Genomic DNA, 20,129 nt, shown 5'->3' on the forward strand with positions numbered 1-20,129 from the left:
GTTTGCACGGCGTACGCACATTCTTCGGGAGGTGGCGTCGGTGTCAGCAGCTTTTTCAGTCCAGCAAAACGACAAAACCCCCGCAATGCGGGGGGTTTGCACTCAAGCCAGACAGTGGCTCAAGCGGGTATCAGAACGGGATATCGTCATCAAAGCTGTCGAAATCCGGAGCCGGTTGTGGTGCGGCCTGCTGTGGAGCCGGGGCCGAACGCTGTTGCGGAGCCGATTGCTGCGGACGCGGAGCCTGCTGGCGTGGAGCCGGAGCGGACTGCTGGTAGTTGTTGCCACCGCCTTGTTGGTCGCCCTGTTGTGGACGGCCGCCGAGCAGTTGCATGGTGCCTTGCATGTCGACCACGATTTCGGTGGTGTAACGCTTGATACCGTCTTTTTCCCACTCGCGGGTCTGCAGCTTGCCTTCGATGTACACCTGCGAACCTTTACGCAGGTATTCGCCGGCGATTTCGGCGACTTTGCCGAACATCGACACACGGTGCCATTCGGTCTTCTCGACCTTCTGACCGGTTTGTTTGTCGGTCCATTGTTCGCTGGTGGCCAGACTCAGGTTGGTCACGGCGTTACCGTTAGGCAAGTAGCGAACTTCGGGATCCTGGCCGCAAGTGCCGACCAATATGACTTTGTTAACCCCACGGGCCATAACGTTCTCCTAGGCTTCGCAAGCAGCCCCGGCCGGGTTGTTCACCAGGCGTTCGAGGGTGTCGCGATCCACTAATTCTTTGTCCAGTTTGATGTAAACAGCCGCTTCGTCAGCGACTATTACTGCATCGGTTACCCCTACGAGGGCCTTGAGGCGCTCGACCAGACCCGCTTCGCGGATCGCCTCAGGCGACAACGGCAAGCGCAGACTCGTCACGTAGGGAGGTTCGCGCATGGTAACAGCAAAGGCCAGCCAAAGTGCAGCCAGCGCGGCGCATCCGAGGAACACAACCGACAGACCGCCATGCTGAAACAACCAGCCGCCGAGTATCCCGCCGAGTGCCGAACCGAGGAACTGGCTGGTGGAATACACGCCCATGGCCGTGCCCTTCCCGCCCGCCGGTGAAACCTTGCTGATCAGCGACGGCAATGAAGCTTCCAGCAGATTGAACGCGGTGAAAAATACCACCGTGCCGATCACCAGAGCCCGCAAGCTGTCACCGAACTGCCAGAAGAATAGCTCAGTGAGCATCAGCGTCATGACGGCGCCGAGCAAAACTCGTTTCATTTTGCGTTTCTTCTCGCCATAGATGATGAACGGGATCATGGCGAAGAACGAAATCAGCAATGCGGTGAGATAGACCCACCAGTGCTGCTCCTTGGGCAACCCGGCTTTTTCCACCAGCGCCAGAGGCAGCGCGACGAAGCTCGACATCAACATGGCATGTAACACAAATATGCCCAGATCGAGGCGCAGCAGGTCTGGATGCTTGAGCGTCGGCATCAACGCCTGACGCGCCACGCCGGACTCACGATGCTGCAGCGGCCCGGTGGATTTGGGCACCATGAACATGATGATCAGGATACCGACCAGCGCCATGCCGCCGGTGGCCAGGAACAGGCCGGACAAACCGAATGCACGGGTCAGCAAAGGCCCGACAACCATGGCGACCGCGAACGACAGGCCAATGGTCATGCCGATCATCGCCATCGCTTTGGTGCGGTGCTGTTCACGGGTCAGGTCGGAGAGCAGCGCCATGACCGCTGCGGAAATCGCCCCGGCGCCCTGCAGGATCCGGCCGGCAATCACGCCCCAGATCGAGTCGGCCTGTGAGGCCAGCACACTGCCGAGGGCGAAGACGATCAGCCCCAGGTAAATCACCGGGCGCCGGCCTATGCGGTCGGAAATGATCCCGAACGGAATCTGAAAAATCGCCTGGGTCAGGCCGTAAGCACCAATGGCCAACCCGATCAGGGCCGGCGTCGCGCCCGCCAGATCCATGCCATAGGTCGCCAGTACCGGCAACACCATGAACATGCCCAGCATACGGAAGGCGAACACCAGGGCCAGACCGCTCGCCGCGCGGGTCTCGCTGCCACTCATGCGTTCGCTGTGGGGATCGTGCATGGAAAAACCTCATGTGAACCGGCGGCGATTCTACCAGTCCCATCGAAAGACGGGGTATATCGCGACGCTTTGCCACGCATAGATGAAACTCTCTTCATGCAGGGCAAAAAACGCTGTGCTTGATAGTGTGCATCCATCCAGTATTTGCCCGTATACTCCTACGTTTTCGACGCCCGCCGAGCGAGGCCACTTTGGACAAGATCCTGATACGTGGGGCCCGTACCCACAACCTGAAGAACATCGACCTGACCCTGCCACGGGACAAACTGATCGTCATCACCGGCTTGTCCGGATCCGGCAAGTCATCCCTGGCGTTCGACACGCTGTACGCCGAAGGCCAGCGCCGCTATGTCGAATCGCTGTCGGCCTACGCCCGGCAGTTCCTTTCCATGATGGAAAAGCCCGACGTCGACACCATCGAAGGGCTGTCGCCGGCCATCTCCATCGAACAGAAGTCGACCTCGCACAACCCGCGCTCCACGGTCGGCACCATCACCGAAATCTACGATTACCTGCGCCTGCTTTATGCACGCGTCGGGACGCCGCGCTGCCCGGATCACGACATTCCACTGGAAGCGCAGACCGTCAGCCAGATGGTCGATCTGGTGCTGGCTCAGCCGGAAGGCAGCAAACTGATGCTGCTGGCGCCGGTGATCCGTGAGCGCAAAGGCGAGCACCTGTCGGTGTTTGAAGAGCTGCGTGCGCAGGGCTTCGTCCGCGCCCGGGTCAACGGCCGGATCTGCGAGCTTGACGAGCTGCCGAAACTGGATAAACAGAAGAAGCATTCGATCGATGTGATCGTCGACCGCTTCAAGGTTCGCGCCGACCTGCAGCAACGTCTGGCCGAGTCCTTCGAGACCGCACTGAAACTGGCCGACGGTATCGCCCTGGTGGCACCGATGGACGACGAGCCGGGCGAAGAAATGATCTTCTCCGCGCGTTTCGCCTGCCCGATCTGTGGTCATGCGATCAGCGAACTGGAGCCGAAGCTGTTCTCCTTCAACAACCCGGCCGGCGCCTGCCCGACTTGCGATGGTCTGGGGGTGAAGCAGTTCTTCGACATCAAACGACTGGTCAATGGTGACCTGACGCTGGCTGAAGGCGCGATTCGCGGCTGGGACAGGCGCAACGTCTATTACTTCCAGATGCTAGGCTCACTGGCCGCGCATTACGGCTTCAGTCTGGAAGTGCCGTTCAACGAACTGCCGGCCGATCAGCAGAAATTCATCCTGCACGGCAGCGGCTCGCAGAACGTCGACTTCAAATACCTCAACGACCGTGGCGATATCGTCAAGCGCTCGCATCCGTTCGAAGGCATCGTCCCCAACCTCGAACGCCGCTACCGCGAAACCGAATCGGCGAGCGTGCGTGAAGAGCTGGCGAAGTTCCTCAGCACCCAGTCTTGCCCGGACTGCCGCGGTACCCGTCTGCGTCGTGAGGCACGTCACGTGTGGGTAGGCGAGAAAACGCTGCCAGCGGTCACCAACCTGCCAATCGGCGATGCTTGCGAGTACTTCGGCGAGCTGAAGATGACCGGCCGTCGCGGCGAGATCGCCGACAAGATCCTCAAGGAAATCCGCGAGCGCCTGCAGTTCCTGGTCAACGTCGGCCTCGATTATCTGTCGCTGGATCGCAGTGCCGACACGTTGTCCGGGGGTGAGGCACAACGGATTCGTCTGGCCAGCCAGATCGGCGCCGGCCTCGTAGGCGTGCTGTACATCCTCGACGAACCGTCCATTGGTCTGCATCAGCGCGATAACGACCGACTGCTCGGCACGCTCAAGCATCTTCGCGACATCGGCAACACGGTGATCGTGGTCGAGCACGACGAAGACGCGATTCGTCTGGCCGACTACGTTGTGGATATCGGTCCGGGCGCCGGTGTACATGGCGGGCAGATTGTCGCCGAAGGTACGCCGGCCGAAGTCATGGCGCACCCGGACTCCCTTACCGGCAAATACCTGTCGGGGCGGGTGAAGATCGAAGTGCCGGCCAAGCGCACACCGCGCAACAAGAAGCAGGTTCTGGCACTCAAGGGCGCGCGCGGCAACAACTTGCGCAACGTGGACCTCGAGATTCCGATTGGCTTGCTCACTTGCGTGACTGGCGTATCCGGTTCGGGCAAATCGACGCTGATCAACAACACGCTATTCCCGCTGAGTGCCACTGCTCTCAATGGCGCGACTACGCTGGAAGCCGCGGCGCACGACAGCATCAAAGGTCTGGAACATCTCGACAAAGTCGTCGATATCGACCAGAGCCCGATTGGCCGTACCCCGCGTTCCAACCCGGCGACTTACACCGGCCTGTTCACACCGATTCGCGAACTGTTCGCCGGCGTACCGGAATCGCGCTCCCGCGGTTACGGCCCGGGGCGTTTCTCGTTCAACGTCAAGGGTGGTCGCTGCGAGGCGTGCCAGGGCGATGGCTTGATCAAAGTGGAAATGCACTTCCTGCCGGACATCTACGTGCCGTGCGACGTGTGCAAGAGCAAGCGCTACAACCGCGAAACCCTTGAGATCAAGTACAAGGGCAAGAGCATCCACGAAACCCTCGAGATGACCATCGAGGAAGCCCGGGTGTTCTTTGACGCGGTGCCGGCGCTGGCGCGCAAGCTGCAAACGTTGATGGATGTCGGCCTGTCCTACATCAAGCTCGGGCAATCGGCGACGACCCTGTCCGGCGGTGAGGCGCAGCGGGTCAAGCTGTCTCGCGAGCTGTCGAAACGCGACACCGGCAAGACGCTGTACATCCTCGATGAGCCGACCACCGGTCTGCACTTCGCCGATATTCAGCAATTGCTCGACGTACTGCACCGTCTGCGCGATCACGGCAACACTGTAGTGGTGATCGAGCACAATCTGGATGTGATCAAAACCGCCGACTGGCTGGTCGACCTCGGGCCAGAAGGTGGCTCCAAAGGTGGACAGATCATTGCCACCGGTACGCCGGAGCAAGTGGCCGAGATGAAGCAGTCTCACACCGGCCATTACCTCAAGCCGTTGCTGATCCGCGATCGGGCTTAAACGCCGAGCATGAAAAAGCCCCTGTCACTTCATCAGTGACAGGGGCTTTTTTGTATCTGTGGCAATCAGGTGTGGGATTGCAGGTAGTTCTCGAGACCGATCAGCTTGATCAGACCCAACTGCTTTTCCAGCCAGTAGGTGTGATCTTCTTCAGTGTCGTTGAGCTGAACCCGCAGAATCTCACGGCTGACGTAGTCTTTGTGCAGTTCGCAAAGCTCAATACCTTTGCACAGCGCGGCGCGGACTTTGTATTCGAGACGCAGATCCGCTTCGAGCATCTCCGGCACGGTGGTGCCGACATCCAGATCATCTGGACGCATGCGCGGGGTGCCTTCAAGCATCAGAATGCGGCGCATCAACGCATCAGCGTGACCAGCCTCTTCTTCCATTTCATGGTTGATTCGCTCGTAGAGCTTGGTGAACCCCCAGTCCTCATACATCCGCGAATGAACGAAATATTGGTCACGCGCGGCCAGTTCGCCGGTCAGCAACGTGTTGAGGTAATCGATAACGTCTGGGTGGCCTTGCATCGCCCTACATCTCCCTGCTTGAAAGTCTGTAGTTTGAACCAAGCTGACTGGAAGGTCACCCACTTCGCGCAATAAAAGCGAAGATATTCTTAGAAAAGCAGCCTAAATAACGCAAAAACCGCCCAAATGAGGGCGGTTCTGCTTCTCGTTTAGACTTCGTTAAGCTGTACGTTGAGCAGCTTTGCGATTGCTTCTCCATACGCCGGATCGGCTTTGTAGAAATGCTGCAACTGGCGATCAACGACATCACTGGAAACACTGGCCATCGCACCGGCAATGTTGCTCACCAACAGCGCTTTCTGATCGTCGCTCATCAGACGGAACAGCGCGCCGGCATGGCTGTAGTAATCGGTATCTTCACGGTGATCGTAACGATCCGCTGCACCGCTCAGGGCCAATGCCGGCTCAGCGTAATGCGGCGCCTGCTTCGGCGACTCGATGTAGCTGTTCGGCTCGTAGTTAGGCGCTGCCCCACCGTTGCTGCCGAAAGCCATCGAACCATCGCGCTGGTAGGTATTCACCGGGCTGCGGGGTGCGTTGACCGGCAGTTGCTGGTGATTGGTACCGACGCGGTAGCGATGGGCATCGGCGTATGCGAACACGCGGCCCTGAAGCATGCGATCCGGCGACAGACCGACGCCCGGCACCATGTTGCTCGGGCCGAATGCCGCTTGCTCGACCTCGGCGAAATAGTTGAGCGGATTACGGTTCAGTTCAAGCTCACCCACTTCGATCAGCGGAAACTCTTTCTGCGACCAGGTCTTGGTTACGTCGAACGGATTCTCGTAATGCGCCGCTGCTTGAGCTTCGGTCATGATCTGGATGCACACGCGCCATTTTGGGAAGTCCCCGCGCTCAATGGCTTCGAAAAGATCACGTTGTGCGTAGTCAGGATCGGTGCCCGCCAGGCGAGCAGCATCTGCAGGCGCGAGGTTCTTGATCCCTTGTTTGGTTTTGTAGTGCCACTTGACCCAATGACGCTCACCTTTGGCGCTGATCAGGCTGTAAGTGTGACTGCCGAAGCCGTGCATGTGACGGTAGCCGTCCGGGATGCCGCGATCGGAAAACAGAATGGTGACCTGATGCAGCGCCTCGGGCGAATGCGACCAGAAATCCCACATCATTTGCGCACTTTTCAGATTGCTCTGCGGGAGGCGTTTCTGTGTATGGATGAAATCCGGGAATTTCAGCGGGTCACGAATGAAGAACACCGGCGTGTTGTTACCAACGATGTCCCAGTTGCCTTCTTCGGTATAGAACTTCAGTGCAAAGCCGCGTGGATCACGCTCAGTGTCGGCCGAACCGCGCTCGCCACCTACGGTTGAAAAACGCAGGAACGTCGGAGTTTGTTTGCCGACAGCTTCGAACAGCTTGGCGCTGGTGTACTCGGTGATGTCACGAGTCACGGTGAACGTGCCGTAAGCACCCGAGCCTTTGGCGTGCACACGACGCTCAGGAATGTTTTCACGGTTGAAGTGGGCGAGCTTCTCGATCAGATGAAAATCGTCGAGCAGCAGCGGGCCACGAGGGCCGGCGGAGCGAGAATTCTGGTTATCAGCGACAGGTGCGCCACTGGCGGTCGTAAGCGTTTTGATCTGGCTCATACGGTCTTCTTCCTCTGTCAGTCTTGGAACTGCCGGCTAATCGGCTTGCTGAGAAGTATTGATCATCCATGTGACACCTACAAATTCATTAACTTGTAGACATCGATAGATAATTACTAATCATGTTTCTCAGTACATAGTGACAACAGAACAGTGTCAGAAGCTTGTACGAACAGCGCATTTTCTAGCGGACACAAAAAACCGGGCACTAGGCCCGGTTTTTCGTTTCAGACTGACGTCTTACTCGGCGGATACAGCTTCGCCAGCAGTAGCACGATCAACCAACTCGACGTACGCCATAGGCGCGTTGTCGCCAGCGCGGAAACCGCACTTGAGGATGCGCAGGTAGCCACCCTCACGGGTAGCGTAACGCTTGCCCAGGTCGTTGAAGAGCTTACCAACGATAGCTTTCGAACGAGTACGGTCGAAAGCCAGACGGCGGTTAGCCAGGCTGTCTGTCTTGGCCAGAGTGATCAGCGGCTCGGCAACGCGGCGCAGTTCTTTGGCTTTTGGCAGAGTAGTTTTGATCAGCTCGTGCTCGAACAGCGACACCGCCATGTTTTGGAACATGGCCTTGCGGTGCGAGCTGGTGCGGCTCAGGTGACGACCACTTTTACGATGACGCATGGTTCATTCCTTACCAAACACTACGTTCGGTGATTACGACGATCAGGCAGTCGCCTTGTCGTCCTTCTTAAGACTTGCAGGCGGCCAGTTGTCGAGGCGCATGCCGAGGGACAGACCGCGGGAGGCCAGAACGTCCTTGATTTCAGTCAAGGATTTCTTGCCCAGGTTCGGAGTCTTCAACAGCTCTACTTCGGTACGCTGAATCAGGTCGCCGATGTAGTAGATGTTTTCCGCCTTAAGGCAGTTAGCCGAACGTACAGTCAGTTCCAGATCGTCAACCGGGCGAAGCAGGATCGGATCGATCTCGTCTTCCTGCTCGACAACCACTGGCTCACTGTCACCTTTGAGGTCGACGAACGCAGCCAACTGCTGTTGCAGGATGGTTGCAGCGCGGCGAATAGCCTCTTCAGGATCCAGAGTACCGTTGGTTTCCAGATCAATAACCAGCTTGTCCAGGTTGGTACGCTGCTCGACACGGGCGTTTTCCACCACGTATGCGATACGGCGAACCGGGCTGAACGAAGAGTCGAGCTGCAAGCGACCGATGCTGCGGCTTTCATCTTCATCGCTCTGACGCGAGTCGGCTGGTTCATAACCACGACCACGAGCTACGGTGAGCTTCATGTTCAGGGCGCCGTTAGACGCCAGGTTAGCGATTACGTGATCGGGATTAACGATCTCGACATCATGATCCAGCTGAATATCGGCAGCGGTAACCACCCCCGAACCCTTCTTCGACAAGGTCAGCGTAACTTCGTCACGACCGTGCAGCTTGATGGCCAGACCTTTAAGGTTCAACAGGATTTCAATTACGTCTTCCTGTACACCTTCGATGGCGCTGTACTCGTGGAGCACACCGTCAATCTCGGCCTCGACTACTGCGCAGCCGGGCATTGAGGACAACAGGATGCGTCGCAGCGCGTTGCCCAGGGTGTGGCCAAAACCACGCTCGAGAGGCTCGAGAGTGATCTTGGCGCGGGTTGGACTGACAACCTGCACATCAATATGGCGGGGTGTCAGGAACTCATTTACCGAAATCTGCATGGATGCACCTATTTTCTAGCCCTTACTTGGAGTAGAGCTCGACAATCAGGCTTTCGTTGATGTCGGCGGACAGATCACTGCGAGCAGGAACGTTCTTGAAAACGCCCGACTTCTTCTCAGTGTCTACTTCTACCCATTCTACGCGGCCACGTTGGGCACACAGATCGAGAGCTTGGACAATGCGAAGTTGGTTTTTTGCTTTCTCGCGAACTGCAACCACGTCACCAGCACGAACCTGATACGACGGAACGTTTACGGTCTGACCGTTAACGCTGATCGACTTGTGCGATACCAGCTGACGGGATTCGGCACGAGTCGAACCAAAGCCCATACGGTATACAACGTTGTCCAGACGGCATTCGAGCAGTTGCAGCAGGTTTTCACCGGTTGCACCTTTCTTGCCAGCAGCTTCTTTGTAGTAGCCACTGAACTGACGCTCGAGAACGCCGTAGATACGACGGACCTTCTGCTTTTCACGCAGTTGGGTGCCGTAATCGGACTGGCGACCGCGGCGTTGGCCGTGGATACCAGGTGCTGCTTCAATGTTGCACTTCGATTCGATCGCGCGCACGCCGCTCTTCAGGAAGAGATCGGTGCCTTCGCGACGAGCGAGTTTGCATTTTGGACCAATGTAACGAGCCATTCTTTACAATCTCCTGGATTACACGCGGCGCTTCTTCGGCGGACGGCACCCGTTGTGCGGGATTGGCGTCACGTCGGTGATGCTGGCGATCTTGTAGCCACAGCCGTTCAAAGCGCGGACTGCGGATTCACGACCTGGACCTGGACCCTTGACGTTAACGTCGAGGTTTTTCAGGCCGTATTCCAGCGCAGCTTGACCAGCACGTTCAGCAGCTACTTGAGCAGCAAACGGGGTGGACTTGCGGGAACCGCGGAAACCCGAACCACCGGAGGTAGCCCAGGAAAGAGCGTTACCTTGACGGTCGGTAATGGTCACGATGGTGTTGTTAAAAGATGCATGGATGTGGGCGATGCCATCAACCACTGTCTTTTTAACTTTTTTACGAGGACGAGCAGCAGGTTTTGCCATGATTAAATTCCTGTCGATTCGCTGGGGCGATTACTTGCGGATCGGCTTACGCGGACCTTTACGGGTACGCGCGTTGGTCTTGGTACGCTGACCGCGTACTGGCAGACCACGACGATGACGCAGACCGCGATAGCAACCGAGGTCCATCAAGCGCTTGATTTTCATGTTGATTTCGCGACGCAGGTCACCTTCAGTGGTGAACTTCGCCACTTCGCCACGCAGCTGTTCAATTTGCTCGTCGCTCAGATCTTTGATCTTTGCTGCTGGGTTTACCCCAGTCACTGCACAGATCTTCTGCGCAGTAGTGCGACCAACACCATAGATGTAGGTCAGCGAGATAACAGTATGCTTGTTATCTGGAATGTTAACGCCTGCAATACGGGCCATTCAGTGGGACTCCAATTGACAGCTACCTACGCCCCGGAAGCCAAGAAATAGGGCGCGAGATAATATCGCTGTAATAACAAATAATCAACCCGGTAGCGCACTAGCTACCGGGCTTGAAGCACAATCACACTCAGCCTTGGCGCTGTTTGTGACGCGGTTCCGCGCTGCAAATTACTCGAACAACACCTTCGCGGCGAATAATCTTGCAGTTACGGCACAGCTTTTTCACCGATGCACGAACTTTCATCACCAACTCCTCGAACCTTATGGGTACTCAGCGCAACATGCCGCTGCCGTAACCCTTCAGGTTGGCTTTCTTCATCAGGGATTCGTACTGGTGCGAAACGAGGTGCGATTGTACTTGGGACATGAAGTCCATCACAACCACGACCACGATCAGCAACGAGGTCCCGCCAAGGTAGAACGGAACGTTTGCTGCAACCACCAGGAACTGGGGCAACAGGCACACGGCCGTCATGTAAAGAGCACCGAACATGGTCAAGCGAGTCAGAACGCCATCAATGTAGCGCGCAGACTGCTCACCTGGACGGATGCCCGGAATAAAGGCACCGGACTTCTTCAGGTTTTCCGCTACGTCTTTCGGATTGAACATCAACGCCGTATAGAAGAAGCAGAAGAAAATAATCCCTGCACTAAACAGCAGAATATTCAACGGCTGACCAGGAGCGATCGACTGCGAGATGTCCTGCAACCAGCCCATACCTTCAGACTGACCAAACCAGGCACCCAACGAAGCCGGGAACAGCAAAATGCTGCTCGCGAAAATAGCCGGAATAACACCGGCCATGTTCACCTTCAGCGGCAAGTGGCTTGTCTGCGCAGCAAAAACCTTGCGGCCCTGCTGACGCTTGGCGTAGTGAACAGCAATACGACGCTGACCACGCTCAATGAACACCACGAAACCGATAATCGCTACTGCCAGCAAACCGATGGCAACCAAGGCGAAGATGTTGATATCACCCTGACGCGCAGACTCGAAAGACTGCCCGATTGCTCTCGGAAGACCGGCGACGATACCCGAAAAAATCAACATCGAGATACCGTTGCCTACACCACGCTCAGTAATCTGCTCACCCAGCCACATCATGAACATCGCACCAGCCACAAATGTGGATACCGCGACGAAATGGAAGCCAAAGTCACCAGTGAACGCAACGCCCTGCCCCGCCAGACCAATGGACATACCAATAGCCTGAACGAGAGCGAGGACGACGGTGCCGTAGCGGGTGTACTGGCTAATCTTGCGACGGCCAGCTTCACCTTCCTTCTTCAACTGCTCCAGCTGCGGGCTGACGGCGGTCATCAGTTGCATGATGATCGATGCCGAAATGTACGGCATGATCCCCAGTGCAAAGATGCTCATCCGTTCCAGCGCGCCGCCGGAGAACATGTTGAACAAGCTAAGAATGGTCCCCTCATTCTGTCGAAACAGGTCTGCGAGTCGGTCCGGGTTGATACCTGGAACCGGGATGTGTGCGCCTATTCGGTAGACGATAATCGCCAGGAACAGAAAACGCAGACGAGCCCAGAGTTCAGACATACCGCCTTTGCCGAGCGCAGAGAGAGCACCTTGCTTAGCCATTTATTCCTCGAACTTGCCGCCAGCTGCTTCGATAGCCGCACGCGCACCTTTGGTGGCGCCGATTCCCTTGCCGATAGTGACAGCGCGAGTCACTTCACCGGACAGCATGATTTTCACACGCTGTACGTTGACGTTAATCACGTTGGCATCTTTCAGGGACTGCACAGTGACGATGTCGCCTTCCACTTTAGCCAGCTCGGACAGACGCACTTCTGCGCGGTCCATGGCTTTCAGGGAAACGAAACCGAACTTAGGCAGGCGACGATGCAGCGGCTGTTGACCGCCTTCAAAGCCTGGAGCAATGGTGCCACCGGAGCGGGAGGTCTGACCTTTGTGACCACGGCCACCAGTCTTACCCAAACCGCTACCGATACCACGGCCCGGACGATGCTTTTCGCGACGGGAACCCGGCGCTGGACTCAGATCATTGAGTTTCATCGATTAACCCTCGACACGCAGCATGTAGTAAGCCTTGTTGATCATCCCGCGATTCTCGGGAGTATCCTGGACTTCTACAGTGTGACCGATGCGACGCAGACCCAGACCCTTAACGCACAGTTTGTGGTTAGGGATGCGGCCGGTCATGCTTTTGATCAGCGTTACTTTAACGGTAGCCATGATCAGAAGATCTCCTTGACGCTTTTGCCACGCTTGGCGGCAATGGATTCAGGAGACTGCATAGCCTTCAAACCTTTGAAAGTGGCGTGAACCACGTTTACCGGGTTAGTCGAGCCGTAGCACTTGGCCAGAACGTTCTGAACACCAGCAACTTCGAGGACAGCACGCATAGCGCCACCAGCGATGATACCGGTACCTTCAGAAGCAGGCTGCATGTACACCTTCGAAGCGCCGTGAGCGGACTTCATTGCGTACTGCAGAGTGGTGCCGTTCAGGTCAACTTGAATCATGTTGCGGCGAGCAGCTTCCATTGCCTTCTGGATCGCAGCAGGCACTTCACGCGACTTGCCACGGCCGAAGCCAACACGCCCTTTACCATCACCAACCACGGTCAACGCGGTGAAAGTGAAGATACGGCCGCCTTTAACGGTTTTGGCTACGCGGTTAACTTGAACCAGCTTCTCGATGTAGCCTTCGTCGCGCTTTTGGTCGTTATTTGACATAACTTAGAACTCCAGCCCAGCTTCACGAGCAGCATCAGCCAGCGCTTTAACGCGGCCGTGATACTTGAAGCCAGAGCGGTCGAAAGCCACTTGCGAGACGCCAGCGGCCTTAGCACGCGTAGCGACCAGCTGGCCAACCTTTGTGGCCGCGTCGATGTTGCCAGTGGCGCCATCACGCAGTTCTTTATCCAAAGTCGAGGCGCTTGCCAGGACTTTGTTGCCGTCGGCCGAGATGACCTGGGCGTAGATGTGCTGCGACGAGCGGAACACGCAGAGACGCACGACTTCGAGTTCGTGCATTTTCAGGCGTGCTTTGCGAGCGCGACGCAGTCGAGTAACTTTTTTGTCGGTCATTTGCTATGCCCTACTTCTTCTTGGCTTCTTTACGACGGACAACTTCGTCCGCGTAGCGCACACCTTTGCCTTTGTACGGCTCTGGTGGACGGAAGTCGCGGATCTCAGCAGCCACTTGACCTACCAGTTGCTTGTCGATGCCCTTGATCAGGATATCGGTCTGGCTAGGAGTCTCAGCGGTGATGCCTTCCGGCAGTTCGTAATCCACTGGGTGCGAGAAGCCAAGGGCCAGGTTCAAAACCGTGCCTTTTGCTTGCGCTTTGTAACCAACACCGACCAGCTGGAGCTTGCGCTCGAAGCCTTGGCTTACGCCTTGGACCATGTTGTTTACCAACGCACGCGTGGTACCGGCCATTGCGCGAGTTTGTTGATCGCCATTGCGAGCAGCGAAACGCAGCTCACCAGCTTCTTCAACGATCTCAACGGACGAATGGATGTTCAGTTCAAGAGTACCCTTGGCACCCTTCACCGAAAGCTGTTGGCCTGCGAATTTTACTTCGACACCGGCTGGCAGCTTAACGGGGTTCTTAGCGACGCGAGACATGCTTATCCCCCCTTAGAACACAGTGCAAAGAACTTCGCCGCCGACACCGGCAGCGCGCGCAGCACGATCCGTCATCACACCTTTGTTGGTGGAGACGATAGACACGCCAAGACCGCCACGAACTTTCGGCAGATCTTCAACGGACTTGTACTGACGCAGGCCTGGACGACTAACGCGCTTCACTTCTTCGATAACCGGACGGCCTTCGAAGTACTTCAGCGAGATGGACAGCGACGGCTTAGCGTCGGTGGTGATCTGAAAATCCGCGATGTAACCTTCGTCCTTCAGGACTTTTGCTACAGCCACCTTCAGCGTGGAAGACGGCATGCTTACGACAGACTTTTCAGCCATCTGGGCATTACGGATTCGAGTTAGCATGTCCGCTAACGGGTCCTGCATACTCATGGGCTAGACGCTCCTAATACAGAAAAATTAGCCTTGCGGCTACTACTTGTCGCCGAGAACTTCCGGGCATGAAAAACACGGGCTCAGGCGAGCCGGTCATTCTAGACACACCCCAGAAATGAATCAAGCCCCAAAAGGGGCTTGATTCAGATTCAAGGCCACCGATGGTCAGGTTCTTGCGAACCCGACCATCAAGGCTTTGACAACGATTACCAGCTGGCTTTAACCAGACCTGGAACGTCACCACGCATTGCAGCTTCACGCAGCTTGTTACGGCCAAGGCCGAACTTGCGGTAAACGCCGTGCGGACGACCAGTCAGGCGGCAACGGTTACGCATGCGCGAAGCGCTTGCGTCACGTGGTTGCTTCTGCAGAGCTACGGTAGCTTCCCAACGTGCTTCTGGACTTGCGTTCAGATCGACGATGATAGCTTTCAGCGCTGCACGCTTTGTGGCGTACTTGGCAACAGTGAGCTGACGCTTCAGCTCACGGTTTTTCATGCTCTTCTTGGCCATTTTCCTACTCCAATCAGTTGCGGAACGGGAATTTGAAAGCACGCAGCAGAGCGCGGCCTTCATCATCGTTCTTGGCAGTGGTGGTCAGGGTAATGTCCAGACCGCGGAGAGCATCGATCTTGTCGTAGTCGATTTCCGGGAAAATGATCTGCTCTTTCACGCCCATGCTGTAGTTACCACGACCATCGAAGGACTTGGCATTCAGGCCGCGGAAGTCGCGAACCCGAGGCAGGGAGATCGACAGCAGACGATCCAGGAACTCATACATACGCTCACGGCGCAGGGTCACTTTGACGCCGATCGGCCATCCTTCGCGGACTTTAAAGCCAGCGATGGATTTACGAGCGTAGGTCACAACGACTTTCTGGCCGGTGATCTTTTCCAGGTCAGCAACAGCGTGCTCGATGACTTTTTTGTCACCAACAGCTTCGCCCAAACCCATGTTCAAGGTGATTTTTGTAACGCGTGGAACTTCCATCACGTTCGAAAGCTTAAGTTCTTCCTTAAGCTTCGGTGCGATTTCCTTCCAGTAAATCTCTTTTAGTCGTGCCATGGTCTTCTACCTAGCAGTGTTCAAGCATCAACCGCTTTTTGGGTCGACTTGAAGACACGAATTTTCTTGCCGTCTTCTACTTTAAAACCAACGCGGTCAGCCTTGTTGGTTTCGCCGTTGAAAATGGCGACGTTAGAAGCGTCCAGTGGAGCTTCTTTTTCGACGATACCGCCTTGTACGCCCGACATCGGGTTAGGCTTGGTATGACGCTTAACCAGGTTCAGACCGCTAATAACCAGACGGTTATTAGCAAGAACCTTAAGCACCTTACCGCGCTTACCTTTGTCTTTGCCGGCGATCACGATGATCTCGTCGTCACGACGAATCTTTTGCATGTCGGATCTCCTTACAGCACTTCTGGGGCGAGCGAGACGATCTTCATGAACTTCTCAGTACGAAGCTCACGGGTCACTGGCCCAAAGATACGGGTGCCGATCGGCTCTTGCTTGTTGTTCAGAAGAACAGCAGCGTTGCCATCAAAGCGGATAATGGAGCCATCAGCACGACGTACGCCGTGACGAGTGCGGACTACAACAGCAGTCATCACTTGGCCTTTTTTCACTTTACCGCGAGGAATTGCTTCCTTCACGGTAACTTTGATGATGTCACCGATACCAGCGTAACGACGATGGGAGCCACCCAGCACCTTGATGCACATAACGCGGCGAGCGCCGCTGTTATCGGCCACATCGAGCATGGATTGAGTCTGAATCATATAATTTCTCCGACCCCTAGCCCTTAGACTTCCACAGCGCGTTCGAGAACATCAACCAGCGCCCAAGACTTGGTCTTGGCCATCGGACGAGTTTCACGAATAGTGACTTTGTCGCCGATGTGGCACTGATTGGTTTCGTCGTGCGCGTGCAGCTTAGTCGAACGCTTAACGTATTTACCGTAGATCGGGTGCTTTACGCGACGCTCGATCAGAACGGTGATGGTTTTGTCCATCTTGTCGCTGACAACACGGCCAGTCAGCGTACGGACAGTTTTTTCGGCTTCAGCCATGATCACTTACCTGCCTGCTGGTTGAGCACAGTCTTCACGCGAGCGATGTCACGCTTAACTTGCGAGAGCAGATGAGACTGCCCCAACTGGCCAGTTGCTTTCTGCATACGCAGATTGAACTGGTCGCGCAGCAAGCCGAGCAGTTGCTCGTTCAGCTGCTGTGCGGATTTTTCACGAAGTTCATTCGCTTTCATCACATCACCGTCCGTTTAACAAAGGCGGTGGCGAGCGGCAGCTTTGCAGCAGCCAGGGCAAAAGCCTCACGCGCCAGCTCTTCAGAAACACCCTCGATTTCATACAGGACTTTGCCTGGCTGAATCTGGGCTACCCAGTATTCGACACTACCCTTACCTTTACCCATCCGAACTTCGAGGGGCTTTTTGGAAATCGGCTTGTCCGGGAATACACGGATCCAGATCTTGCCGCCACGTTTAACGTGACGGGTCAGAGCACGACGCGCTGACTCGATCTGACGAGCGGTGAGACGACCACGAGCTACAGACTTCAACGCGAACTCGCCGAAGCTGACTTTGCTACCGCGCTGAGCCAGACCACGGTTGTGGCCTGTCATCTGCTTGCGGAACTTCGTACGCTTAGGTTGCAACATTTGGCGTACCCCTTACTTAGCAGCTTTTTTACGAGGCGCTGGTGCTTGTGGTTTCAGCTCTTCTTGGCGACCACCAATTACTTCGCCTTTGAAGATCCAAACCTTTACACCGATCACACCGTAAGTGGTGTGAGCTTCGTAGTTGGCATAGTCGATGTCGGCACGCAGGGTGTGCAATGGCACACGACCTTCGCGATACCATTCAGTACGTGCGATTTCAGCACCGCCGAGACGACCGCTCACTTGGATTTTGATGCCTTTGGCACCAATGCGCATGGCGTTCTGAACTGCGCGCTTCATAGCGCGACGGAACATTACACGACGCTCCAGCTGCTGAGCTACGCTCTGCGCAACCAGCATACCGTCGAGCTCCGGCTTGCGGATCTCTTCGATATTGATGTGCACAGGCACACCCATTTGCTTGGTCAGGTCCTGACGCAGTTTCTCAACATCCTCACCTTTCTTCCCGATAACGATACCTGGACGAGCGGTGTGGATGGTGATACGTGCAGTTTGGGCCGGACGATGGATATCGATACGGCTTACGGACGCGCTTTTTAGTTTGTCTTGGAGATACTCACGCACTTTCAGATCTGCGAACAAGTAGTCCGCATAAGTCCGACCGTCTGCGTACCAGACGGAGGTGTGCTCCTTGACGATTCCCAGGCGAATGCCAATGGGATGTACTTTCTGACCCATCTCTTCGACTCCGTTACTTGTCAGCAACCTTGACAGTGATATGGCAAGACCGCTTGACGATGCGATCAGCACGGCCTTTGGCACGTGGCATGATGCGCTTCAGCGAACGCCCTTCGTTGACGAAAACAGTGCTGACCTTCAGGTCATCAACGTCTGCGCCTTCGTTATGCTCGGCGTTGGCTACGGCCGACTCCAGCACTTTCTTCATGATCTCGGCGGCTTTCTTACTGCTGAAAGCCAACAAGTTGAGCGCTTCGCCCACCTTCTTCCCGCGGATCTGGTCGGCGACCAAGCGGGCTTTCTGGGCGGAGATTCGAGCGCCCGACAACTTAGCGGCTACTTCCATTTCCTAACCCCTTAACGCTTGGCTTTCTTGTCTGCCACGTGCCCACGATAAGTGCGGGTACCGGCGAACTCGCCCAGTTTATGGCCGACCATGTCTTCGTTCACGAGAACTGGGACGTGCTGACGACCGTTATGTACGGCGATGGTCAGACCGACCATCTGTGGCAGGATCATCGAACGACGCGACCAAGTCTTAATTGGTTTGCGATCGTTCTTTTCCGCCGCCACTTCGATCTTCTTCAGTAGGTGAAGATCAATAAAAGGACCTTTTTTCAGAGAACGTGGCACTGTCGTATCCCTCTATTTACTTGCGACGACGGACGATCATTTTGTCGGTACGCTTATTACCACGAGTCTTCGCGCCCTTAGTCGGGAAGCCCCATGGCGATACCGGATGACGACCACCAGAGGTACGACCTTCACCACCACCATGTGGGTGGTCAACCGGGTTCATGGCAACACCACGAACGGTTGGGCGAACGCCACGCCAGCGTTTGGCACCAGCTTTACCTAGCGAACGCAGGCTGTGCTCGGAGTTCGAGACTTCGCCCAGGGTCGCACGGCATTCAGCCAGGACTTTACGCATTTCACCGGAACGCAGACGCAGGGTAACGTAAACGCCTTCACGAGCGATCAGCTGAGCCGAAGCACCAGCGGAACGAGCGATCTGAGCGCCTTTACCTGGCTTCAGTTCGATGCCGTGTACGGTAGAACCGACTGGAATGTTGCGCAGTTGCAAAGCGTTGCCTGGCTTGATTGGAGCCAGAGCGCCTGCGATCAGCTGGTCGCCAGCACTCACGCCTTTAGGGGCAATGATGTAGCGACGCTCGCCGTCTGCGTAGCAGAGCAGTGCGATGTGAGCAGTACGGTTTGGATCGTATTCAATACGCTCGACAGTGGCGACGATGCCATCTTTGTCGTTGCGACGGAAATCGACCATACGATAATGCTGCTTATGACCACCACCGATGTGACGAGTGGTAATACGGCCATTGTTGTTACGACCACCAGTCTTCGATTTTTTCTCGAGCAGCGGTGCGTGAGGAGCGCCTTTATGCAGCTCCTGGTTGACCACCTTGACCACAAAACGGCGGCCAGGGGAAGTCGGTTTGCATTTAACGATTGCCATGATGCACCCCTTCCTTACTCAGCACTGCTGCTGAAATCGAGATCTTGGCCTGGTTGAAGGGAGATAACTGCCTTCTTCCAGTCATTACGCTTGCCCAGACCGCGAGCAGTGCGCTTGCTCTTACCCAGAACATTCAGGGTAGTGACGCGCTCTACTTTCACGCTGAACAGGCTTTCGACGGCCTTCTTGATTTCCAGCTTGGTTGCGTCAGTTGCAACCTTGAAAACGAACTGGCCTTTCTTGTCTGCCAGAACCGTAGCCTTCTCGGAAACGTGCGGGCCAAGCAGAACTTTAAATACGCGTTCCTGGTTCATCCCAGCAGCTCCTCGAATTTCTTCACGGCCGACACGGTGATCAACACCTTGTCGTATGCGATCAGACTAACTGGATCGGAACCTTGAACGTCACGTACATCTACGTGCGGCAGGTTACGAGCAGCCAGGTACAGGTTCTGATCAACAGCGTCCGACACGATCAGAACGTCGGTCAGGCTCATGTTGGTCAGCTTGCCCAGCAGATCTTTGGTTTTCGGAGTTTCAACAGCGAAATCCTGAACCACAACCAGACGATCAGTACGCACCAGCTCAGCAAGGATGGAACGCATTGCTGCGCGATACATCTTCTTGTTCAGCTTCTGAGAGTGATCCTGTGGACGAGCTGCAAAAGTGGTACCGCCGCCACGCCAGATTGGGCTACGGATAGTACCGGCACGAGCACGGCCAGTACCTTTCTGACGCCATGGGCGCTTACCGCCACCACGAACGTCGGAACGGGTCTTTTGCTGCTTGGTACCTTGACGGCCGCCGGCCATGTAGGCCACGACTGCTTGGTGAACCAGCGTCTCGTTGAACTCGCCGCCAAATGTCAGTTCGGAAACTTCGATCGCTTGAGCGTCATTTACATTTAATTGCATGTCAG

31 protein-coding genes are annotated in these 20,129 nt (G+C 56.0%); 1 reads left to right on the forward strand and 30 read right to left on the reverse strand.

Annotated features, from left to right (window positions below; genetic code table 11):
• Nucleotides 1-130: 130 nt before the first annotated feature.
• Together AC3WMT_RS09630 and AC3WMT_RS09635 are read right to left on the reverse strand one after the other, a co-directional pair.
• Nucleotides 131-655, reverse strand: coding sequence for a single-stranded DNA-binding protein (locus AC3WMT_RS09630; RefSeq protein WP_008081898.1), 525 nt, complete (start codon nucleotides 653-655; stop codon nucleotides 131-133).
• 9 nt (nucleotides 656-664) lie between these two features.
• Complete coding sequence (locus tag AC3WMT_RS09635; RefSeq protein ID WP_103303761.1) at nucleotides 665-2,062, reverse strand: MFS transporter; 1,398 nt, start codon at nucleotides 2,060-2,062, stop codon at nucleotides 665-667.
• Between the two features lie 191 nt (nucleotides 2,063-2,253).
• Here AC3WMT_RS09635 and uvrA point away from each other — a divergent pair, with 191 nt between their 5' ends.
• Nucleotides 2,254-5,088, forward strand: a complete 2,835-nt coding sequence (gene uvrA, locus AC3WMT_RS09640; RefSeq protein ID WP_103303762.1) for an excinuclease ABC subunit UvrA — start codon at nucleotides 2,254-2,256, stop codon at nucleotides 5,086-5,088.
• Nucleotides 5,089-5,153: 65 nt separating this feature from the next.
• On the opposite strand, the gene bfr is transcribed toward uvrA, so the two are convergent.
• From bfr to rplD, 28 genes are all read right to left on the reverse strand, one after another.
• Nucleotides 5,154-5,618, reverse strand: a complete 465-nt coding sequence (gene bfr, locus AC3WMT_RS09645; RefSeq protein WP_103303763.1) for a bacterioferritin — start codon at nucleotides 5,616-5,618, stop codon at nucleotides 5,154-5,156.
• A 149-nt stretch (nucleotides 5,619-5,767) separates the two neighbouring features.
• On the reverse strand, nucleotides 5,768-7,222 hold the full coding sequence (locus AC3WMT_RS09650) for a catalase (RefSeq protein ID WP_103303764.1): 1,455 nt from the start codon (nucleotides 7,220-7,222) through the stop codon (nucleotides 5,768-5,770).
• Between the two features lie 240 nt (nucleotides 7,223-7,462).
• Nucleotides 7,463-7,849 (reverse strand): 50S ribosomal protein L17, encoded by a 387-nt coding sequence (gene rplQ / locus AC3WMT_RS09655; RefSeq protein WP_003176402.1) that lies wholly within the window; start codon nucleotides 7,847-7,849, stop codon nucleotides 7,463-7,465.
• Between the two features lie 42 nt (nucleotides 7,850-7,891).
• Nucleotides 7,892-8,893, reverse strand: a complete 1,002-nt coding sequence (locus AC3WMT_RS09660) for a DNA-directed RNA polymerase subunit alpha (RefSeq protein ID WP_003186012.1) — start codon at nucleotides 8,891-8,893, stop codon at nucleotides 7,892-7,894.
• 22 nt (nucleotides 8,894-8,915) lie between these two features.
• Complete coding sequence (rpsD, locus tag AC3WMT_RS09665) at nucleotides 8,916-9,536, reverse strand: 30S ribosomal protein S4 (protein WP_003176404.1); 621 nt, start codon at nucleotides 9,534-9,536, stop codon at nucleotides 8,916-8,918.
• An 18-nt stretch (nucleotides 9,537-9,554) separates the two neighbouring features.
• A complete protein-coding gene (gene rpsK, locus AC3WMT_RS09670) occupies nucleotides 9,555-9,944 on the reverse strand; it encodes a 30S ribosomal protein S11 (protein WP_002555466.1) in 390 nt (129 codons plus the stop codon).
• Between the two features lie 30 nt (nucleotides 9,945-9,974).
• Nucleotides 9,975-10,331: a 30S ribosomal protein S13 gene (rpsM, locus tag AC3WMT_RS09675; RefSeq protein WP_003186020.1), complete on the reverse strand. Its 357-nt coding sequence runs from the start codon at nucleotides 10,329-10,331 to the stop codon at nucleotides 9,975-9,977.
• A gap of 130 nt (nucleotides 10,332-10,461) precedes the next feature.
• Nucleotides 10,462-10,578 (reverse strand): 50S ribosomal protein L36, encoded by a 117-nt coding sequence (rpmJ, locus tag AC3WMT_RS09680; protein ID WP_002555468.1) that lies wholly within the window; start codon nucleotides 10,576-10,578, stop codon nucleotides 10,462-10,464.
• A gap of 27 nt (nucleotides 10,579-10,605) precedes the next feature.
• Complete coding sequence (gene secY / locus AC3WMT_RS09685; protein WP_003228718.1) at nucleotides 10,606-11,934, reverse strand: preprotein translocase subunit SecY; 1,329 nt, start codon at nucleotides 11,932-11,934, stop codon at nucleotides 10,606-10,608.
• A complete protein-coding gene (rplO, locus tag AC3WMT_RS09690) occupies nucleotides 11,935-12,372 on the reverse strand; it encodes a 50S ribosomal protein L15 (protein ID WP_003228720.1) in 438 nt (145 codons plus the stop codon).
• 3 nt (nucleotides 12,373-12,375) lie between these two features.
• Complete coding sequence (gene rpmD / locus AC3WMT_RS09695; RefSeq protein WP_003176408.1) at nucleotides 12,376-12,552, reverse strand: 50S ribosomal protein L30; 177 nt, start codon at nucleotides 12,550-12,552, stop codon at nucleotides 12,376-12,378.
• A gap of 2 nt (nucleotides 12,553-12,554) precedes the next feature.
• Nucleotides 12,555-13,055, reverse strand: coding sequence for a 30S ribosomal protein S5 (gene rpsE, locus AC3WMT_RS09700; protein WP_003186035.1), 501 nt, complete (start codon nucleotides 13,053-13,055; stop codon nucleotides 12,555-12,557).
• A 3-nt stretch (nucleotides 13,056-13,058) separates the two neighbouring features.
• Nucleotides 13,059-13,409: a 50S ribosomal protein L18 gene (rplR, locus tag AC3WMT_RS09705; protein ID WP_003186037.1), complete on the reverse strand. Its 351-nt coding sequence runs from the start codon at nucleotides 13,407-13,409 to the stop codon at nucleotides 13,059-13,061.
• A 10-nt stretch (nucleotides 13,410-13,419) separates the two neighbouring features.
• Nucleotides 13,420-13,953: a 50S ribosomal protein L6 gene (rplF, locus tag AC3WMT_RS09710; protein WP_003176412.1), complete on the reverse strand. Its 534-nt coding sequence runs from the start codon at nucleotides 13,951-13,953 to the stop codon at nucleotides 13,420-13,422.
• A gap of 12 nt (nucleotides 13,954-13,965) precedes the next feature.
• A complete protein-coding gene (gene rpsH, locus AC3WMT_RS09715; RefSeq protein WP_007966178.1) occupies nucleotides 13,966-14,358 on the reverse strand; it encodes a 30S ribosomal protein S8 in 393 nt (130 codons plus the stop codon).
• Between the two features lie 209 nt (nucleotides 14,359-14,567).
• Complete coding sequence (rpsN, locus tag AC3WMT_RS09720; RefSeq protein ID WP_003228726.1) at nucleotides 14,568-14,873, reverse strand: 30S ribosomal protein S14; 306 nt, start codon at nucleotides 14,871-14,873, stop codon at nucleotides 14,568-14,570.
• 13 nt (nucleotides 14,874-14,886) lie between these two features.
• Nucleotides 14,887-15,426: a 50S ribosomal protein L5 gene (gene rplE / locus AC3WMT_RS09725; RefSeq protein WP_003176415.1), complete on the reverse strand. Its 540-nt coding sequence runs from the start codon at nucleotides 15,424-15,426 to the stop codon at nucleotides 14,887-14,889.
• A 20-nt stretch (nucleotides 15,427-15,446) separates the two neighbouring features.
• Nucleotides 15,447-15,761: a 50S ribosomal protein L24 gene (gene rplX, locus AC3WMT_RS09730; RefSeq protein WP_008081905.1), complete on the reverse strand. Its 315-nt coding sequence runs from the start codon at nucleotides 15,759-15,761 to the stop codon at nucleotides 15,447-15,449.
• A gap of 11 nt (nucleotides 15,762-15,772) precedes the next feature.
• On the reverse strand, nucleotides 15,773-16,141 hold the full coding sequence (gene rplN, locus AC3WMT_RS09735) for a 50S ribosomal protein L14 (RefSeq protein WP_002555479.1): 369 nt from the start codon (nucleotides 16,139-16,141) through the stop codon (nucleotides 15,773-15,775).
• Nucleotides 16,142-16,164: 23 nt separating this feature from the next.
• Nucleotides 16,165-16,431, reverse strand: a complete 267-nt coding sequence (gene rpsQ, locus AC3WMT_RS09740) for a 30S ribosomal protein S17 (protein WP_003194644.1) — start codon at nucleotides 16,429-16,431, stop codon at nucleotides 16,165-16,167.
• A 2-nt stretch (nucleotides 16,432-16,433) separates the two neighbouring features.
• Nucleotides 16,434-16,625, reverse strand: coding sequence for a 50S ribosomal protein L29 (rpmC, locus tag AC3WMT_RS09745; protein ID WP_002555481.1), 192 nt, complete (start codon nucleotides 16,623-16,625; stop codon nucleotides 16,434-16,436).
• On the reverse strand, nucleotides 16,625-17,038 hold the full coding sequence (rplP, locus tag AC3WMT_RS09750; RefSeq protein ID WP_007896757.1) for a 50S ribosomal protein L16: 414 nt from the start codon (nucleotides 17,036-17,038) through the stop codon (nucleotides 16,625-16,627). The genes rpmC and rplP overlap by 1 nt, the downstream gene beginning before the upstream one ends.
• A gap of 12 nt (nucleotides 17,039-17,050) precedes the next feature.
• Nucleotides 17,051-17,737, reverse strand: a complete 687-nt coding sequence (gene rpsC, locus AC3WMT_RS09755; protein ID WP_003176422.1) for a 30S ribosomal protein S3 — start codon at nucleotides 17,735-17,737, stop codon at nucleotides 17,051-17,053.
• A gap of 13 nt (nucleotides 17,738-17,750) precedes the next feature.
• Nucleotides 17,751-18,083 carry a 50S ribosomal protein L22 gene (rplV, locus tag AC3WMT_RS09760; RefSeq protein ID WP_003103908.1) on the reverse strand — a complete coding sequence of 111 codons (333 nt, stop codon included), beginning with the start codon at nucleotides 18,081-18,083 and terminating at the stop codon, nucleotides 17,751-17,753.
• 11 nt (nucleotides 18,084-18,094) lie between these two features.
• Nucleotides 18,095-18,370, reverse strand: coding sequence for a 30S ribosomal protein S19 (gene rpsS / locus AC3WMT_RS09765; RefSeq protein ID WP_003228731.1), 276 nt, complete (start codon nucleotides 18,368-18,370; stop codon nucleotides 18,095-18,097).
• Between the two features lie 16 nt (nucleotides 18,371-18,386).
• The gene (gene rplB, locus AC3WMT_RS09770; RefSeq protein ID WP_003228734.1) at nucleotides 18,387-19,211 is read right to left on the reverse strand and encodes a 50S ribosomal protein L2; all 825 of its coding nucleotides are present in this window, start codon (nucleotides 19,209-19,211) and stop codon (nucleotides 18,387-18,389) included.
• A 14-nt stretch (nucleotides 19,212-19,225) separates the two neighbouring features.
• Nucleotides 19,226-19,525: a 50S ribosomal protein L23 gene (gene rplW, locus AC3WMT_RS09775; protein ID WP_002555488.1), complete on the reverse strand. Its 300-nt coding sequence runs from the start codon at nucleotides 19,523-19,525 to the stop codon at nucleotides 19,226-19,228.
• The gene (rplD, locus tag AC3WMT_RS09780; protein WP_103303765.1) at nucleotides 19,522-20,124 is read right to left on the reverse strand and encodes a 50S ribosomal protein L4; all 603 of its coding nucleotides are present in this window, start codon (nucleotides 20,122-20,124) and stop codon (nucleotides 19,522-19,524) included. Before rplD ends, rplW begins: the two co-directional genes overlap by 4 nt.
• Nucleotides 20,125-20,129: the final 5 nt, after the last annotated feature.

Source organism: Pseudomonas sp. FW305-7 (assembly GCF_058786735.1).

Coding starts and splice junctions, on each gene's coding strand:
- AC3WMT_RS09630 (WP_008081898.1), bottom strand. CDS start 655: ATGGCCCGTGGGGTTAACAAAGTCATATTGGTCGGCACTTGCGGCCAG.
- AC3WMT_RS09635 (WP_103303761.1), bottom strand. CDS start 2,062: ATGCACGATCCCCACAGCGAACGCATGAGTGGCAGCGAGACCCGCGCG.
- bfr (WP_103303763.1), bottom strand. CDS start 5,618: ATGCAAGGCCACCCAGACGTTATCGATTACCTCAACACGTTGCTGACC.
- AC3WMT_RS09650 (WP_103303764.1), bottom strand. CDS start 7,222: ATGAGCCAGATCAAAACGCTTACGACCGCCAGTGGCGCACCTGTCGCT.
- rplQ (WP_003176402.1), bottom strand. CDS start 7,849: ATGCGTCATCGTAAAAGTGGTCGTCACCTGAGCCGCACCAGCTCGCAC.
- AC3WMT_RS09660 (WP_003186012.1), bottom strand. CDS start 8,893: ATGCAGATTTCGGTAAATGAGTTCCTGACACCCCGCCATATTGATGTG.
- rpsD (WP_003176404.1), bottom strand. CDS start 9,536: ATGGCTCGTTACATTGGTCCAAAATGCAAACTCGCTCGTCGCGAAGGC.
- rpsK (WP_002555466.1), bottom strand. CDS start 9,944: ATGGCAAAACCTGCTGCTCGTCCTCGTAAAAAAGTTAAAAAGACAGTG.
- rpsM (WP_003186020.1), bottom strand. CDS start 10,331: ATGGCCCGTATTGCAGGCGTTAACATTCCAGATAACAAGCATACTGTT.
- rpmJ (WP_002555468.1), bottom strand. CDS start 10,578: ATGAAAGTTCGTGCATCGGTGAAAAAGCTGTGCCGTAACTGCAAGATT.
- secY (WP_003228718.1), bottom strand. CDS start 11,934: ATGGCTAAGCAAGGTGCTCTCTCTGCGCTCGGCAAAGGCGGTATGTCT.
- rplO (WP_003228720.1), bottom strand. CDS start 12,372: ATGAAACTCAATGATCTGAGTCCAGCGCCGGGTTCCCGTCGCGAAAAG.
- rpmD (WP_003176408.1), bottom strand. CDS start 12,552: ATGGCTACCGTTAAAGTAACGCTGATCAAAAGCATGACCGGCCGCATC.
- rpsE (WP_003186035.1), bottom strand. CDS start 13,055: ATGTCAAATAACGACCAAAAGCGCGACGAAGGCTACATCGAGAAGCTG.
- rplR (WP_003186037.1), bottom strand. CDS start 13,409: ATGACCGACAAAAAAGTTACTCGACTGCGTCGCGCTCGCAAAGCACGC.
- rplF (WP_003176412.1), bottom strand. CDS start 13,953: ATGTCTCGCGTCGCTAAGAACCCCGTTAAGCTGCCAGCCGGTGTCGAA.
- rpsH (WP_007966178.1), bottom strand. CDS start 14,358: ATGAGTATGCAGGACCCGTTAGCGGACATGCTAACTCGAATCCGTAAT.
- rpsN (WP_003228726.1), bottom strand. CDS start 14,873: ATGGCCAAGAAGAGCATGAAAAACCGTGAGCTGAAGCGTCAGCTCACT.
- rplE (WP_003176415.1), bottom strand. CDS start 15,426: ATGGCACGACTAAAAGAGATTTACTGGAAGGAAATCGCACCGAAGCTT.
- rplX (WP_008081905.1), bottom strand. CDS start 15,761: ATGCAAAAGATTCGTCGTGACGACGAGATCATCGTGATCGCCGGCAAA.
- rplN (WP_002555479.1), bottom strand. CDS start 16,141: ATGATTCAGACTCAATCCATGCTCGATGTGGCCGATAACAGCGGCGCT.
- rpsQ (WP_003194644.1), bottom strand. CDS start 16,431: ATGGCTGAAGCCGAAAAAACTGTCCGTACGCTGACTGGCCGTGTTGTC.
- rpmC (WP_002555481.1), bottom strand. CDS start 16,625: ATGAAAGCGAATGAACTTCGTGAAAAATCCGCACAGCAGCTGAACGAG.
- rplP (WP_007896757.1), bottom strand. CDS start 17,038: ATGTTGCAACCTAAGCGTACGAAGTTCCGCAAGCAGATGACAGGCCAC.
- rpsC (WP_003176422.1), bottom strand. CDS start 17,737: ATGGGTCAGAAAGTACATCCCATTGGCATTCGCCTGGGAATCGTCAAG.
- rplV (WP_003103908.1), bottom strand. CDS start 18,083: ATGGAAGTAGCCGCTAAGTTGTCGGGCGCTCGAATCTCCGCCCAGAAA.
- rplB (WP_003228734.1), bottom strand. CDS start 19,211: ATGGCAATCGTTAAATGCAAACCGACTTCCCCTGGCCGCCGTTTTGTG.
- rplW (WP_002555488.1), bottom strand. CDS start 19,525: ATGAACCAGGAACGCGTATTTAAAGTTCTGCTTGGCCCGCACGTTTCC.
- rplD (WP_103303765.1), bottom strand. CDS start 20,124: ATGCAATTAAATGTAAATGACGCTCAAGCGATCGAAGTTTCCGAACTG.